A 15,853-nucleotide genomic window follows, 5' to 3' on the forward strand; every position below is an offset into this window, starting at 1 on the left:
GATCGATCCGGGCGCAGCGCCTACGGTTTGCTTCGCTGCACCTCCTCTCGCTGTGTTTGGCTGCGCCAAACGGTCGCTGCGCTCCCACGCCCGGATCAATCCCTCCGCTCAGCCTTCCGACGTCGCCCGTGGATCAAGATCAAGAGCAGGCGAGCTGACACTCGGCCTATTGAGTGGTGAAAAGCGGGTGTTCGGCTTTGGGTTTGTGGTGGACTCGCCCCTCACCCCAGCCCTCTCCCCGAGGAGAGGGAGCCGATTTGTGGGCCTTTCAGAATCTGAGTTCAACGCGGAATTGCACGTCGGCGTAGTTCTACCAAACAACTCGGTCAGTCCCCTCTCCCTCCGGGAGAGGGTTAGGGTGAGGGGCTTTTGATCTGTTTCAGAATCTGAGTTCGACTCGATATTGCACGTCGGCGTAGCTCTCCCAAACAACTCGGTCAGTCCACTCTCTCTCCGGGAGAGGGCTAGGGTGAGGGGCTTTTGATCTGTTTCAAAACCTGAGTTCAACACGGTATCGCACGTCGGCGTAGCTCTGCCAAACACCACGGTCAGTCCCCTCTCCCTCCGGGCGGTCCGACGTTTCGGGAGGGCTAGGGTGAGGGTTGGCTTTTGGCTGTTTAAATTTGTGTCAAATAACCAGAACCTTCCCACAAACTTTTCAGGTTGTCCGTCGGACGTGCGCTCTCTAGTCTTTGGTTGTCGCCGAAAACTCGGCGATCGGGTGTGAGAACCCGGGTTAAGTATTATTCCACCAGCAGTATCGTCATAATTGCCGCCAGTTCATTGCTGCCTGCATTTCTATGGCGGCTGTGTGCGGGCGGACTTCGGTCCGGCCGGAGGTGGTGGTTCTTGCCCGGTTTCTCACCCTGCACATAGCTGCCACCCAATTCGTCGCGTGAGAAACGGCAATTGGTCGGCTCCGATCAGTGAGAACCGATTCCATGACTAAGCCCGTACCCGATCCCCCCATCGAAACAACCCCACTCGAAGACGCCATCCGCGCCGACGACCAGATCAAAACCCGCGAAGCCATCAAGCGCGCCCTCGATTTCTACCTCTGCCCCGAACCGGTCCAGCCGCGTCAGCCCAGTACGATGTTCCTCATCCACCCGAACATCGACACCGAAAGCCTGCTCGCCCACGCCTGCGAATCGCTGGCTTCAGCCAATGTCATGGCCGGTGATCTGGCTGATCAGCTCAGTCGCCCGCAGCGCAGTACGGCGCTGGCGATCCAGCAGATCGTCATGCTCGCCGAGCTGGCGGTAAACCGGGCGCTGGATCGGGTTGATCCGCAAACGTAATCCGTCTGAGCACCGCGTTATCGTTCTTCGCAAGCAGGCTCGCTCCTACAAGGGGACCGCAATCCAAATGTAGGTGTGAGCCTGTTTGCGATGGCGATTGTTTTGTGGCCGCTGTCTCTGGAAATATTCGTAAGGTTGATAAGTCCCAAAAAGGGACCTATCGTTCCCTTTTTGGGACTCTTTGGCCTTCACAGTGGAAACTATCTCTCTAAGCGAAGCGCTATTTACCACCACTCAACAAAAAGTGTTGGGTCTGCTGTTCGGCAAGCCTGACCAGACTTTCTATGCCAATGAGATCGTGCGCTGGGCGCGTGTTGGCAAAGGCAGTCTCATGCGTGAACTCGACCGTCTGCAGCGAGCCGGTGTGTTGCGCATGACAAGGGTGGGCAATCAGAACCATTACCAGGCCAATTCCGCCTGTCCCATCTATGCCGAACTACTGGGCATCGCCCGCAAGACGTTTGGCATCGCCGAGCCTCTGCGTCAGGCATTGCAGCCCTTTACCGAGCAGATTACTTGGGCGTTTGTCTATGGCTCCATCGCCAAGGACACAGCAAACACACTCAGTGACATTGATCTCATGCTGATCGGCGAAGGCCTGCACTACAGTGACGTCATGGAACGGCTCATGCCCATGGAGGAGCAATTGGGTCGTCCCATCAACCCGACGCTTTACACCCCGCAAGACTGGGCGGCGAAACTGGCTGCGCGAAACAGCTTTGTCGTGCGGGTGGTGCAGCAGGAAAAAATCGATCTGTTAGGGGCAAACCCTTTGGAGTCCAAGGATGGGCAGCAACGAGAGTCTGGAGAATCTTCTACGTAGCGGTGGGCTGAAAGCGGAGCCGCCGGATCGCAAGGAGTGCGAGGGCTTGATGCGCTCGGCCGTGGATCGGCTCAAGGATGCGCAAACTTCTACTTTGTCTTTTTCCAGCCGTTTCGACTTGGCTTATAACGCAGCGCACGCGTTGGCGCTGACGGCGCTCCGATTGAGTGGCTATCGATCGGATAAACGCTATCTGGTCTTTCAGTGTCTGGTGCATACGGCGCATATCAGCAAGGTTCAGGTGCGATTGTTCGCGTTGTGTCATGAGCGGCGCAATCTCGCGAATACGAAGGGTATATGGATGAGGATGACGCGCTTCTGGCGCAGTTGTTGGAAAGCGCCTCGCAATTGTTGAGTAACGTCCAGCAACGAATGAACTGACATCCTGCACGGCTTGCGATCCTGACTAGTCTCTTAAAGATCCGCCTCTATGAGCGGATACAGCTTGTATGGCTCAGGCTGCGCGCGGCGCATATCTCTCTGGGCCGCTCACCCCGGGAGTGTCTTGAAATGAAGCTGAAAACCGCTCTGCCGTATGTGCTTCTCTTGCTTCCACTCGCAGCACTCGCCGCGCCGGCCAGTCAATCCGGCGAGATCCGCTTCACCGGGCAAATAGTTGATTCGGGCTGTCAGATCGGGCCGGTCGGGGCGTTTGCTGCTCGTGAGTCTCGCCAGATTGAAATCAAGCCCGGCGTGAAAGTCGATGTCGACACTGAGCGCAACGCCTGTAGCCATCAGTCGATGCCGATTTCCATGCGCTATGAAGCGCTGAAGACCTCGACCGACAAAGGCATCGTCACCATCACCTACCTGTAAACCGTTCGGCGTGCGCTGCAAATCTTCAGGTGCCGAGCCATGGCGCACAGGTATACTGCGCGCCTTCGCGGCTCACTGATCGGGCCCGACTTTTTGCTTTCCGGAGCTTTTATGACTTCCCCGACCCTGCCGCCGGTTGACGACGCTGTGAGCGATGTCTCGGCTGAACTGGCCGATACCAGCGAAACCAAAGCCGATATCCCGGCGTTCAAATTTCCGTTCAAGCCGGGCGAGCTGGCTTCTGCCAAAGGCTCGAACCAGCCGTGGTACAAGAACGGCGCCAAGAACGGCCACACCAAGACCCCGGGCATGGCGCCGCCGGGCACCCGTCGTTCGATGGGCAAGCGCTGAGTTTTATTCCCGCCTGCGTTCAACGCGGCGATTGATACTGCCTGTGCCGGACCTTTCGCTGGCAAGCCAGCTCCCACAGGGTTCTGTGTCGTACACAAATTACGTGAACGCCCGAGATACCTGTGGGAGCTGGCTTGCCAGCGATGAGGCCAGTTCGGTTTTTGCAAAATCCCGATCAAGCCGCCCGTAGCGAGATAAACGCATACGTCTGCGCCGGCTCCGTCACCACCTGCGCCCCGGCCGCCAAAATCTGCGCGGCAACATCATCGCCCGATAGATGAAACACCCACTCACTGGGTGCAGTCGTCAACGGCTGCGCGGTCACCTGATCAATCACCGCCGCAAACGCATCCATATTCGGCAAGTACGCAGTAAACCCGTCTCCCTTCAGCGCTGTGGTGCGAATCCCGAGCATCGCGCAGATCGCGTCCTTGATGCCGATGTCATCCCGATCGGCCTGGCGCGAGCGCTGAATCAACTCCACCAGTTCCCGATCCACCAACTCACCGCCGGCAATCAACACCGGCCCCTGTTGCCAGGACTCCGGCGGACAATCCTTGGCGGCAGGGTTGAGCGGGATATGCGGATTGATTTCTGCCGGATAAATGCGGCACACCAACGGCCGTCGCTCGTAGATCCGGCACAACTTGTCTTCGTCAAGATTCCGGCAGGGGCCGACGTTGTAAGCGGCGAAGGTGATTGCCACATGGGCGTCTGTCGCGCCGCTGCGAACGAGCGCTGAGCGACGTTCGGCATGTTCACGCTGCTGCGCCGGCAAACCCAGGCCATTACCGAGAAATGCCTCGACCAGCACGATCACCTGACCGCCATCCGCCGCCCACATGCGGGCTTCGGTCAGGGTCAGCGGGACATGGTGATCGGTGCAGCATTTGCCGCAGCCTACGCAGGAAAACGTCGTATTCATTGAGCGATCTGTCTTCAATCAGGGTGTGAAACGGTGGCGGAAAACCACCGCACAGAACTGGATCGAAGCAAGTTATGCGCCACTCACTGGGATTTGGCGGTCGGACGGATCGAGTCCCACTCGGTGACGAAGGCGGTTTTCGATTTTTTGTTGTACAGGCATAGCTCGGTGCCTTGCTGGCCTTTCATGTGTTTTTGCGGGTATTGGCCTTGCAGCAGAACGGCGGTGTAGCCGACGCGGTCATCGAATTGTGCGGGGGTGCCGACCGGTTTGGCGTTTTTCAGGCCGCTGGCTTTGCTGCAACTGGCGAGTACGGTTTTGTCGTAGGCGGCCCAGGCGTCGGGGCTGGAGGCGTGCGCCTGGGAGGCGAGGGCGGTGAGGCAGAGCAGGCTTGCGGTGAAAGTTTTCATGGGGAATCCTTGGTCGTGGGTGGCCAAGGTTTGAGTCTGTCTGAGAAGGGAAGTTGCCTGTGCTGGCCTCTTCGCGAGCAGTCCGGCACCAGCTCGCGGCGGACCACATACATCCCGGCACTTTCATACAAGCGCTGCGCCCGCTGGTTGTCCTCCAGCACTTTCAGATCAACAAACCCTTCCCGGCGCTGCTGAAACACCTTGAATGCATTGAACAGCAACGCCCGGCCTAATCCTCGGCCCTGCATGCGCGGATGCACCACCAGATTCTTGATATACGAGCTGGTCCAGCATTGCGCCACGCCGACCACGCCTTCGCCATCGTGGGCAATAAAGCACAGCGATGGATCGTATTCGGGATCGGTCTCGAACTGCTGCTGCCAAACGTCCAGCGCCGGCACTCGGCCGCCACCTTCGCGGTAGCCGAGTTGCATCAAGTCATGCACGTCCGCCGCCAGTTCGACGGAGTACGTACACAGTTCAATGCCTTGAGGCCAAAGCGCATCCGGCGCGTCCTTGCCCAGGTCGCGCCGCATCAAAAAACAATGCCTCTGGGCCAAGACTCAGTGCCCGTGGGCGGCGACGTGTTTGGCCGCTTCGATCAGGCAGTGGGTCAGTTCCGGCGAGGAGAACTTGGTCAGCACACCGTTCGCCCCGGCCAGCCGCGCTTTTTCGCTGTTCATCGCGCTGTCCAGCGAGGTGTGCAGCAGCACGTACAAATGGGCGAAGTCCGGGGTCTCGCGCAGGGTGCGGGTGAAGGCGTAACCGTCCATTTCGGACATTTCGATGTCGGAGACGATCAGGTTGATCTGCTGCGCCGTGCCTTGCAGGTCGAGCAGGCAGTCGATGGCCTCCTTGGCACTGCGTGCGGTGTGGCATTGCAGGCCGAGGTTGCGCAGGGTGTGTACCGATTGCTGCAGCGCCACCTGGCTGTCGTCGACCACCAGGATGCGTGCGTTGCCGAGCACCTCGGCGTCTTCCATGGTCAGGTCGGTCGGGGCCATTTCGATCTGCGCCGGGGCGATGCTGTGGATAACCTTTTCGATGTCCAGCACCTGCACCAGTGTGCCGTCCACCGAGGTCACGCCAGTGATGTAGGCGCGCGAACCGCCGGAACCGAACGGCGGCGGTTTGATGTCGGTGGTCAGACAGTGGACGATTTTGCTCACCGCTTGTACATGCAGGCCCTGCTTGGAGCGGCTGACGTCGGTGACGATCAGGCAGCCACCGTTCGGGTCTTCCAGCGGGCGTTCGCCGATGGCGCGGCTGAGGTCGATCACCGACAGCGAAGCACCGCGCAGGGTGGCGATGCCTTTCACGTGCGGGTGCGACTCCGGCAGCTTGGTCAGCGGCGGGCAGGGGATGATTTCACTGACTTTCAGCAGGTTGATCGCCATCAGCTTGCCGCTGCGCAAGGTAAATAGCAGAAGCGAAAGTGAGTCTGCGCGGGCTTTGGTGGAGGACATATGAACCTTCTGTGGAAAGGTGGTGGGCGAGGGTGCAAATCGCCAGAAACTATTGATGCCGGGTTATCGGCGTTAAAGGGGTGGGCTTTAGGTTAGTTGTCGGGTGGCGTGCAGATCAAAAGCCAAAGCCCCTCACCCCAGCCCTCTCCCCGAGGGAGAGGGAGCCTACCGCGGTGTCTGGCGTTGTACATCGACCTGAACTACCGAGTCGATTATGGATTCGGCAAAGCAGGGGCACGTCGGCGGAATTCTTGAATATCTCCCAATCAGTCCCCTCTCCCTCCGGGAGAGGGCTAGGGTGAGGGTGTGCTTTTAGCTCTTCATTCCTAGTCGTTTGGCCATGCGGCCGAGGTTGGCTCGGTCCAGCCCCAACTCCCGCGCCGCACTCGCCCAGTTATCCTGATTACGCTCCAGCGCCGCACTGATCAAACGCCGCTGATACTGCTCGGTCGCACTGCGCAAATCTCCAGTGATCAACGGCATCTCAGCCACGACACCGACACCAGCCTCAACCGAGTTATCCACAACCTCGCGCGGCAAATCCAGATCCGCCGCGCTCAAACTGAGAATCTTCGGCCGCACCTTGCAGTTGCCCAGCGCCTTCAACGCACTGCGCCCGATCAAGTGTTCCAGTTCACGCACATTGCCCGGCCACGTGTAGGCGAGCAACGCCTCCTGGGCGTCGCTGCTCAGGCGCAGGCTGTTGAGGCCCATGCGTGAACGGTTCTGTTCGAGGAAGAAACCACTGAGCAGCAACACATCGCGGCCACGATCACGCAGCGCCGGCACGCGCAACGGGTAGACGCTGAGGCGATGGTAGAAGTCGGCACGATAGCGACCGCTGCGCACCTCTTCGGCCAGGTCGCGGTTGGTCGCGGCAATCAGGCGCACATCGACCTGATGCTCCTTGTCCGAGCCCAAACGTTGCAACTGGCCGCTCTGTAAAACGCGGAGCAATTTCGCCTGCACGGTCAGCGATAATTCACCGACTTCATCGAGAAACAACGTACCGCCATTAGCCAGTTCGAACTTGCCGCGTCGGTCGCTGGTGGCGCCGGTGAAGGCACCGCGCACGTGGCCGAACAGTTCGCTTTCTACCAGCGTGTCGGGCAGCGCGGCGCAGTTGAGGCTGATGATTGGTTTTTCGGCACGGGGCGAGGCGGCGTGAATCGCTTGGGCGACCAGTTCTTTGCCGACGCCGGTTTCCCCGGTGATCAACACCGTCAGATCGCTGCCGCCGACCAGATTGATTTCCTCCACCAGTTTTTTCAGCGCCTTGCTCTGGCCGATCATTTCGCGGTTCTGCTGGCCGCTGGCCTGACGATAAACTTCGGCGCGCTGGTGCTCGTCTTCTGCGCGATTGGCCAGACGTTCTATACGTTCGGCGGCGTTGACCGTGGCCGAGGCGAGGCTGGCGAAGGCTTGCAGGGCGTCGAGTTCGATCGGTTCGAAACGCTCGGGGTCGAGGGCGTCGAGGGTGATCAGGCCCCAGAGTTTTTCATCGACAAATAAAGGACAGCCGAGGCAATCGTGAACCTCCAGATGCTCGTCGAGGCCGTCGACCAAACCGTCATAAGGATCGGGCAAGTCGCTATCGGCGGCGAATCGCGTGGGTCCGGCACCGCTGAGGAGAATTTCGAAACGCGGGTGCTCGCTGACCTTGAAGCGCCGACCGAGGGTGTCCGTACTTAAACCGTCCACGGCCAGCGGCACCAGCGATTCACCGTCGAGACGCAACAATGCCGCTGCATCGCAGGGCAGCAGGGCGCGCATGGCTTCGAGCAGGCGTCGATAACGCTCGCCCTCGGGCAATTCGCGGGACAGGTCGGAGACGAGTGGCAATAGGGCGGTGAGCAGGGATTTGGCGGTCATGGTCTTGTAGTCAAAGAGACAAGATGTAGTCGGGATGACTATAAGGGTCTTTGAGTCTTTATGACTACGTTATTCTCAAGCTGTTGATTTATATGGATAAATAAGTTGGCACGAAACCTGATAACCCCAAGGCAACTTTTCAAAAAAGCTCAGGAGTCAACCTTATGCTTAGCGTTCAGGATCGTGCCATCGTTAAATCCACCGTGCCTCTGCTGGAAAGCGGCGGTGAAGCGCTGATCACTCACTTCTACCGCATGATGCTCTCTGAATACCCTGAGGTCCGGCCGCTGTTCAACCAGGCCCACCAGGCCAGCGGTGACCAGCCGCGCGCCTTGGCCAACGGCGTGTTGATGTACGCGCGGCACATCGATCAGCTCGACCAGTTGGGTGATCTGGTGGCGAAGATCATCAACAAGCACGTGGCCCTGCAGATCCTCCCGGAACACTACCCGATTGTCGGTGCCTGTCTGCTCCGCGCTATTTCCGAAGTGCTCGGCGAAGAGATTGCCACGCCAGAAGTGATGAGCGCGTGGGGCGCGGCGTACGGTCAACTGGCGGACATTCTGATCGGCGCCGAAACCGCGATCTATGACCAGAAAGAACAAGCCGTCGGCGGCTGGCGCGGGGCGCGTGAGTTCATCGTCGCGGCCAGGGTCGAGGAGAGCGCGGAAATCATTTCGTTCTACTTTGAGCCGGCAGACAAAGGCCCGATTCTCGCGGCCGAACCGGGTCAATACATCGGCATGAAGCTGATCCTCGATGGCGAAGAAATCCGCCGCAACTACTCGCTGTCGGCACTGGCGAACAACGGTCAGTACCGCATCAGCGTCAAACGCGAACCGGGTGGTCGTGCCTCCAATCACTTGCACGATCAACTGCAGGTCGGCGCGAGCATCCAGTTGTTCCCGCCATCGGGTGAGTTCACTTTGACCGCGAGCGACAAGCCGTTGGTGTTGATCAGCGGCGGCGTCGGCATCACGCCAACTCTGGCGATGCTTGAAGCCGCGCTGGAAACCGAGCGTCCGGTGCACTTTATCCACTGCGCGCGCAATGGCAGCGTGCATGCGTTCCGCGGCTGGATTGATGAGCTGGCTGAACGTCATCCGCAACTCAAGCGTTTTTACTGCTATGCCGAGGATGACGGTGTGAGTCCGGCAGCGGACAAGGTCGGGATCCTGGATCAGGCACAGCTTGGCGAGTGGTTGCCGCAGCAGCGTGATGTCGACGCCTACTTCCTTGGGCCGAGGGGTTTCATGGGGGCGATCAAGCGGCATTTGAAAGCGCTGGGTGTGCCGGAGAAACAAAGCCGTTATGAGTTCTTCGGGCCGGCTTCGGCTTTGGAATGATTTAAGACCGAGTCGCCCCCTTCGCGAGCAAGCTCGCTCCCACAGGATCTTTATTTGACGCAGATCCAATGTGGGAGCGAGCTTGCTCGCGAAGGCCGTTATGCGGTCTGAATTTGTGAAACATGATCCAAGGTTAATGGTTGCTTAACCGCTTTATCGTTTATTCCCCCGGTGTAGACTTGCGACAACCTTCAGCCGCGAGCCGGTTGAACCATGGACATAAAAGGGAAACGCGATGAGCGAGGAAACGATTCGGTTGGGCCGTGAGCGGCGCTTTCTGGTGCTGTTGGGGATCATCTGCCTGGCGCTGATCGGTGGCGCTCTATATATGCAGATCGTGCTCGGCGAAGCGCCGTGCCCGCTGTGCATCTTGCAGCGCTATGCGTTGCTGCTGATCGCGCTGTTCGCGTTCATCGGCGCGGCCATGCGCAGCCGTCGCAGCATCACCGTGTTCGAGGTGCTGGTGGTGATTTGTGCGATTGCCGGGGCCGGTGTGGCCGGACATCACGTGTACACCCAGTTCTATCCGGCGGTGAGTTGCGGCATCGATGTGCTGCAGCCGATTGTCGATGATCTGCCGCTGGCGAAGATCTTCCCGCTGGGCTTCCAGGTTGACGGTTTCTGCTCGACGCCGTACCCGCCGATCCTTGGCTTGTCGTTGGCACAATGGGCACTGGTGGCGTTTGTGCTGGTGGTGATCCTGGTGCCGTTGCTGACCTCGCGTAACCGAAAAGCACTGCGCTGAGTCAACTAATCGGCTGTCTGGCCGATACAGAAAACGCCTCGATTTGCGGATCAGCCAATCGGGGCGTTTTGCTTTTCACGGTGTTTGTGAAGACACCGTGACGGGTGGCAAGGAAGGGTGTGGCAAGTGTGCGACATGTTGTCACACGCGCCGTGTCGCAGGGCTCTTGAGTGACGCGGATTCGGCCGTTGTTACAAAAAAGGATTGGTCAGTTTCGGGGTTTTTCGGCTTTAGCACGCGAGTGCCAGAGCAGGCAGTTTTAACAAGCGCGGGTATATGGCCAAAAGCCTTGGGTTATCGGGCTTTGCGCTGTTCCAGCGTTCGGAAATAGCCTTCGGAGCTGTCTGAACTGACGCGGGTACACCTACATTTTTTGGTGTTTTTGTTGAGAATCTATTTCGATAACATGTGGAACTTTTGCAAAAATGGCGATGCATTGTTGCTCGAACGGATAAAAATTATTTCGGGATAAGACATGGTGTATAGGGCGCTACCTATCTACAATCGCCCGCACTGAATTCCCGGCACTGTTCAGCCTTTATTAAGGAGGCGAGCAGGAAGTCGGGTGTCGAGTGAGTCGAAAGGCTTTCAAGACACCCAGGTGTCGGTGCCTTCCAACTTTCCGCACCAAATGGAATTGGTCTGTAACAAGGCCTTTGACCACGAATTCGAATAAGAACTGACCGCTGTCCCAGGTTTTGTCGAGCGTCTGACGCGCGACGGGCGGCCCTTATTCAATCCAAAGAAAATGCCAACCCTTGGCAGGGTGAAGTGTTGGCGATCAAAACCCAACTGCATTGCGCAAGCTGCTTTAGAGGTCGTGAGATGAGTAAAAACAGGTACCCCAGATTACTAGGCCTAGTGCCGCTGCTCGGCACGTTGTTGCTGGGAGGCTGCAACATGACCTTGCTCAATCCAACGGGCCAGGTTGGCCTGGAACAGCGAAACCTGATCATCACCGCGACCCTGCTGATGCTGTTGGTCGTTGTGCCGGTTATCGTCATGACCTTCCTGTTCGCCTGGAAGTACCGCGCGTCGAACAAGAACGCCGTCTACACCCCGAAATGGTCGCACTCGACCAAAATCGAAGTGGCAGTCTGGACCATCCCGGTCCTGATCATTATTGCCCTGGGTTACATCACCTACATTTCGACCCACGAACTGGACCCGTATCGTCCGATTCAATCCGACGTCAAGCCAGTGACCATCGAAGTCGTTGCGCTGGACTGGAAGTGGCTGTTCATCTACCCGGAACAAGGCATCGCCACGGTCAACAAGATCGTGTTCCCGGCGCACACGCCAATCAACTTCAAGATCACCTCTGACGCTGTGATGAACTCGTTCTTCATCCCGGGTCTGGGCGGCCAGATCTACGCGATGGCGGGCATGCAGACCAAGCTGCACCTGATCGCTGACCGCAACGCTGAAATGGACGGTATCTCCGCCAACTACAGCGGCGCGGGTTTCACCGGTATGAAATTCAAGGCTATCTCCACCACTCAGGAAGATTTCGACGCCTGGGTAAGTGAAGTCAAGAAGTCACCTAAACAGCTTGATCAAGCTGAATACGCGGCCCTTGCCAAACCGAGCCAGAACAACCCAGTCGAGCTCTACTCCTCGGTCACGCCGAACCAGTTCCAGATCATCGTCGACAAGTACGAAGGTATGAAGCCGGGCAAGCCGCTGAAGCACGAGAAGAAAGAGAAAGAAGTGGCGGCCACGGAAATTGACTCGAGTTCGCATTCAGCTGCCGGGGCAGAGGAGTAAACGATGTTTGGTAAATTAAGTTGGGAAGCAGTCCCATTCCACGAGCCGATCGTGATGGTGACCATCGCCATGATCGCCCTCGGTGGTCTGGCGCTGTTCGCTGCAATCACCTACTTCAAGAAGTGGACCTACTTGTGGACCGAGTGGTTGACCTCGGTCGACCACAAGAAAATCGGCGTGATGTACATCATCGTCGCCATGGTCATGCTGCTGCGCGGTTTTGCCGACGCCATCATGATGCGTACCCAGTTGGCCATGGCCACCGAGGGTTCGCCTGGCTACCTGCCACCTGAACACTATGACCAGATCTTCACCGCTCACGGTGTGATCATGATCATCTTCATGGCGATGCCATTCTTCACCGGCCTGATGAACCTTGCAGTGCCGCTGCAGATCGGCGCGCGTGACGTTGCGTTCCCGTTCCTGAACTCCCTGAGCTTCTGGCTGCTGGTATCCGGCGTAGTGCTGATCAACCTGTCCCTGGGCGTCGGCGAGTTCGCCAAGACCGGTTGGGTTGCCTATCCACCATTGTCGGGTCTGCAATACAGCCCTGGCGTGGGCATGGACTACTACATCTGGGCGCTACAGCTATCCGGGTTAGGTACGACGCTAACGGGGGTCAACTTCCTCGCGACCGTACTGAAAATGCGTACCCCTGGCATGAAACTGATGGACATGCCGATCTTCACCTGGACCTGCACCTGGGCAAACGTTCTGATCGTGGCTTCGTTCCCGATCCTGACCGCTACCCTGGCACTGCTGACCCTTGACCGTTACATGGATTTCCACATTTTCACCAATGAACTTGGTGGCAATCCAATGATGTACGTCAACCTGTTCTGGGCGTGGGGCCACCCTGAGGTTTACATCCTGATCCTGCCGGCATTCGGCATCTTCTCGGAAGTGATCTCGGCGTTCACCGGCAAGAAACTGTTCGGCCACCACTCGATGATCTACGCCTCGGGCGCGATCTCGGTACTGGGCTTCATGGTTTGGCTGCACCACTTCTTCACCATGGGTTCGGGTGCCAGCGTCAACGCCTTCTTCGGTCTGGCGACGATGCTGATTTCCATCCCGACGGGTGTGAAGCTATTCAACTGGCTGTTCACCATCTACCAGGGCCGTCTGCGCTTCACCAGCCAGGTTCTGTGGACTCTGGGCTTCATGGTGACCTTCGCCATCGGCGGCATGACCGGCGTACTGCTGGCCATCCCGGGTGCTGACTTCGTTCTGCACAACAGCCTGTTCGTGATCGCGCACTTCCATAACGTGATCATCGGCGGTGCGGTATTCGGTTACATCGCTGGTTTCGCGTTCTACTTCCCGAAAGCGTTCGGCTTCAAGCTGCACGAAGGCTGGGGTAAAGCAGCGTTCTGGTTCTGGATCTCGGGCTTCTTTGTCGCGTTCATGCCGCTCTATGCACTGGGCTTCATGGGCATGACCCGTCGTCTGAACGCCACCACCAACCCTGAGTGGGTACCGTACCTGTACGTTGCCATGTTCGGTGCGGTGATGATCGCTGTCGGTATCGCCTGCCAGCTGATCCAGCTCTATGTGAGCGTGCGTGACCGTAACAAGCCAGAGAACGTTTGCGATCACGGTGACCCGTGGAATGCTCACACCCTGGAATGGTCGACCTCGTCGCCACCGCCGTTCTACAACTTTGCCGTGCTGCCTAAGGCTGACTGCATCGACCCGTTCACCGAAGCCAAGGAAAACGGTACTGCGTACCAGCGTCCGGCCAAGTACGAGCCGATCCACATGCCGAACAACACCGCCACTGGCGTGGTGATGGGCGCACTGTTGACCGTCTTCGGTTTCGCGATGATCTGGCACATCTGGTGGTTGGCAATCGCCAGCCTGGCCGGCACCGTCATCTACTTCGTGATCCACGCTGCACGTGACGACCAGGGCTATATGGTTCCGGTTGAAACGATCGAGCGTATCGAAGCCGAGCAGCACAAGCGTCTGGTTGCGGCAGGGAAAATCCCGGCCGGTGCCACCCGTGTTGAAACCTCGTTGGAACAGGCTTAAACCATGTCGAACTTAGTGACCAATGTTGGACACGCCCATGGTGACCATGGGCACGATGACCATCACCACGACTCGGGCGAGATGACCGTTTACGGTTTCTGGCTCTACCTGATGACCGACTGCATTCTGTTTGCGTCGATCTTCGCGGTGTACGCAGTACTGGTAAACAACGTTGCCGGTGGCCCGTCGGGCCACGACATCTTCGAACTGCCATACGTGCTGGGCGAAACCGCTCTGCTGTTGTTCAGTTCGATCACCTACGGCTTCGCCATGCTGGCGTTGTTCAAAGGCAAGAAGCAGCAGGTTCTGGGTTGGTTGTTCATGACCTTCCTGCTGGGCGCAGGCTTTATCGCCATGGAGATCAACGAGTTCCACCTGCTGATCTCCGAGGGCTTCGGTCCTAGCCGTTCGGGCTTCCTGTCCGCGTTCTTCACCCTGGTTGGTACCCACGGTCTGCACGTATCTGCGGGTCTGATCTGGATGGGCATCATGATGTACCAGGTCAACAAGCACGGCCTGACGGCGACCAACAAGACCCGTCTGAGCTGCCTGAGCCTGTTCTGGCACTTCCTGGACGTGGTGTGGATCTGCGTATTCACCGTTGTTTACCTGATGGGGACTCTGTAATGGCTAATGCACACTCCCATGACAGCCATGATGCTGGCCACGGCAGCGTAAAGTCGTACGCCATTGGCTTCATCCTGTCGGTGATCCTGACCGTGATTCCATTCGGTCTGGTGATGTACCCGAGCCTGCCGAAGGCCACCACGCTGGCAATCGTTCTGCTGTTCGCAGTAATCCAGGTGATTGTTCACCTGTATTACTTCCTGCACCTGGACCGTTCCATTGCTCAGCGTAACAACGTGATTGCATTCGTCTTTACGGCGATCGTGATCGTGCTGCTGGTTGGCCTGTCGTTGTGGATCATGTTCAGCATCCACACCTACATGATGGCGAAGTGAGGTAAGACCCGATGTCGCTCAAGCACTTTATCCAAATCACCAAACCGGGGATCATTTTCGGTAACGTGCTTTCTGTGGCAGGCGGGTTTTTCCTGGCCTCGAAAGGGCATGTGGATCTGGCGGTGTTTCTGGCTGCCATGATCGGTACATCCCTGGTTGTTGCCTCCGGTTGCGTGTTCAACAACTGCATCGACCGCGACATCGACCTGAAGATGGAACGCACTAAAAACCGGGTGCTGGTGCAGGGCTTGATCTCCCTGAAACTGGCCCTGGTCTACGCGACCATCCTTGGTGTTCTCGGCGTTGCGTTGTTGTACAAGGTGGCCAACCCGTTGGCCGCTTTGTTCGCGGTGATCGGCTTCATCATCTACGTCGGCTTCTACAGCCTGTACCTCAAGCGCAAGTCGGTTCACGGCACGCTGGTGGGCAGTCTGTCGGGCGCCATGCCGCCAGTGATCGGTTACGTTGCCGTAACCAACAGCTTCGACATGGCCGCGCTGACGTTGCTGGTGATGTTCAGCCTGTGGCAGATGCCGCATTCCTACGCCATCGCGATCTTCCGCTTCAACGATTACCTGGCCGCATCGATTCCGGTGTTGCCAGTGAAGCGCGGGATCCAAGTGGCCAAGAAGCACATCCTGCTCTACATCCTGGCGTTCCTCGTAGCGACCTTGATGCTGACCTTCAGCGGTTACGCTGGCATGAGCTATCTCGCGGTGGCTGCGGCCATGGGCATGTACTGGTTGTACATGGCCTGGACCGGCTACAAGGCAGTGGATGACACGGTCTGGGCACGCAAGCTGTTCGTGTTCTCGATCTTCACCATCACTGCGTTGAGCGTCATGATGTCCCTGGACTTCAAGGTGCCCGCAGAACTGCTGCTGACGTACGCGCCGTAAGGTTTAAAGGCTGGACGAAAAACCCCGCACATTGAGAGATGTGCGGGTTTTTTTGTTGCCTAGCGTAAAGCCCCTCATCGGAACGCCGCCCGCCCAGCCCTCTCCCAGAGGGAGAGGGGGCCGACCGAGTTGTCTT

At 58.0% G+C, this 15,853-nt stretch carries 15 protein-coding genes and 2 pseudogenes; 12 read left to right on the forward strand and 5 right to left on the reverse strand.

The annotated features are described in order from the left end of the window. Window positions 1–941 precede the first annotated feature (941 nt). The 5 genes and pseudogenes from AC0ZWN_RS17310 (at window position 942) to AC0ZWN_RS17330 (ending at window position 3,291) form a co-directional block, all read left to right on the forward strand. Window positions 942–1,301, forward strand: coding sequence for a DUF6124 family protein (locus tag AC0ZWN_RS17310; protein WP_476335865.1), 360 nt, complete (start codon window positions 942–944; stop codon window positions 1,299–1,301). 193 nt (window positions 1,302–1,494) lie between these two features. Continuing rightward, window positions 1,495–2,124 (forward strand): nucleotidyltransferase domain-containing protein, encoded by a 630-nt coding sequence (locus tag AC0ZWN_RS17315; protein WP_476335867.1) that lies wholly within the window; start codon window positions 1,495–1,497, stop codon window positions 2,122–2,124. Further along, window positions 2,087–2,505 (forward strand): annotated as a pseudogene (locus AC0ZWN_RS17320) (hypothetical protein). Before AC0ZWN_RS17315 ends, AC0ZWN_RS17320 begins: the two are co-directional and overlap by 38 nt. A gap of 129 nt (window positions 2,506–2,634) precedes the next feature. Further along, a complete protein-coding gene (locus AC0ZWN_RS17325; RefSeq protein WP_476335869.1) occupies window positions 2,635–2,940 on the forward strand; it encodes a type 1 fimbrial protein in 306 nt (101 codons plus the stop codon). A 111-nt stretch (window positions 2,941–3,051) separates the two neighbouring features. Next, window positions 3,052–3,291, forward strand: a complete 240-nt coding sequence (locus tag AC0ZWN_RS17330; RefSeq protein WP_038362870.1) for a hypothetical protein — start codon at window positions 3,052–3,054, stop codon at window positions 3,289–3,291. Between the two features lie 175 nt (window positions 3,292–3,466). Here the strand turns inward: AC0ZWN_RS17330 and AC0ZWN_RS17335 are convergent, their stop codons facing one another. The 5 genes and pseudogenes from AC0ZWN_RS17335 to norR all read right to left on the reverse strand — a co-directional run bounded on the left by AC0ZWN_RS17335 (window position 3,467) and on the right by norR (window position 7,964). Continuing rightward, entirely contained in the window at window positions 3,467–4,216 is a 750-nt protein-coding gene (locus AC0ZWN_RS17335) for a YkgJ family cysteine cluster protein (protein WP_476335870.1), read from the reverse strand. Window positions 4,217–4,299: 83 nt separating this feature from the next. Beyond that, complete coding sequence (locus tag AC0ZWN_RS17340; protein ID WP_476335871.1) at window positions 4,300–4,626, reverse strand: hypothetical protein; 327 nt, start codon at window positions 4,624–4,626, stop codon at window positions 4,300–4,302. 80 nt (window positions 4,627–4,706) lie between these two features. Further along, window positions 4,707–5,162: pseudogene (locus AC0ZWN_RS17345) on the reverse strand (GNAT family N-acetyltransferase); the annotation flags it as partial. A 27-nt stretch (window positions 5,163–5,189) separates the two neighbouring features. Continuing rightward, the gene (locus AC0ZWN_RS17350) at window positions 5,190–6,092 is read right to left on the reverse strand and encodes a chemotaxis protein CheV (RefSeq protein ID WP_008084803.1); all 903 of its coding nucleotides are present in this window, start codon (window positions 6,090–6,092) and stop codon (window positions 5,190–5,192) included. Window positions 6,093–6,404: 312 nt separating this feature from the next. Further along, window positions 6,405–7,964 (reverse strand): nitric oxide reductase transcriptional regulator NorR, encoded by a 1,560-nt coding sequence (norR, locus tag AC0ZWN_RS17355; RefSeq protein ID WP_476335872.1) that lies wholly within the window; start codon window positions 7,962–7,964, stop codon window positions 6,405–6,407. A gap of 164 nt (window positions 7,965–8,128) precedes the next feature. Between norR and hmpA the strand changes: the two genes are divergently transcribed. From hmpA to cyoE, 7 genes are all read left to right on the forward strand, one after another. After that, window positions 8,129–9,310: an NO-inducible flavohemoprotein gene (gene hmpA, locus AC0ZWN_RS17360; RefSeq protein ID WP_476335873.1), complete on the forward strand. Its 1,182-nt coding sequence runs from the start codon at window positions 8,129–8,131 to the stop codon at window positions 9,308–9,310. Window positions 9,311–9,545: 235 nt separating this feature from the next. Then, complete coding sequence (locus tag AC0ZWN_RS17365; protein ID WP_034156083.1) at window positions 9,546–10,055, forward strand: disulfide bond formation protein B; 510 nt, start codon at window positions 9,546–9,548, stop codon at window positions 10,053–10,055. A gap of 825 nt (window positions 10,056–10,880) precedes the next feature. Next, on the forward strand, window positions 10,881–11,822 hold the full coding sequence (cyoA, locus tag AC0ZWN_RS17370; protein ID WP_007916947.1) for a ubiquinol oxidase subunit II: 942 nt from the start codon (window positions 10,881–10,883) through the stop codon (window positions 11,820–11,822). Between the two features lie 3 nt (window positions 11,823–11,825). After that, window positions 11,826–13,856 (forward strand): cytochrome o ubiquinol oxidase subunit I, encoded by a 2,031-nt coding sequence (gene cyoB / locus AC0ZWN_RS17375; protein WP_007916945.1) that lies wholly within the window; start codon window positions 11,826–11,828, stop codon window positions 13,854–13,856. Between the two features lie 3 nt (window positions 13,857–13,859). Beyond that, window positions 13,860–14,483, forward strand: coding sequence for a cytochrome o ubiquinol oxidase subunit III (gene cyoC / locus AC0ZWN_RS17380; RefSeq protein WP_034156084.1), 624 nt, complete (start codon window positions 13,860–13,862; stop codon window positions 14,481–14,483). Next, window positions 14,483–14,818 (forward strand): cytochrome o ubiquinol oxidase subunit IV, encoded by a 336-nt coding sequence (gene cyoD, locus AC0ZWN_RS17385; protein WP_007916940.1) that lies wholly within the window; start codon window positions 14,483–14,485, stop codon window positions 14,816–14,818. Before cyoC ends, cyoD begins: the two co-directional genes overlap by 1 nt. Before the next feature lie 11 nt (window positions 14,819–14,829). After that, window positions 14,830–15,717 carry a heme o synthase gene (gene cyoE, locus AC0ZWN_RS17390; protein ID WP_007916939.1) on the forward strand — a complete coding sequence of 296 codons (888 nt, stop codon included), beginning with the start codon at window positions 14,830–14,832 and terminating at the stop codon, window positions 15,715–15,717. The last annotated feature ends 136 nt before the right edge of the window (window positions 15,718–15,853 follow it).

This window comes from Pseudomonas sp. 3B-A001-10F (genome assembly GCF_056313565.1).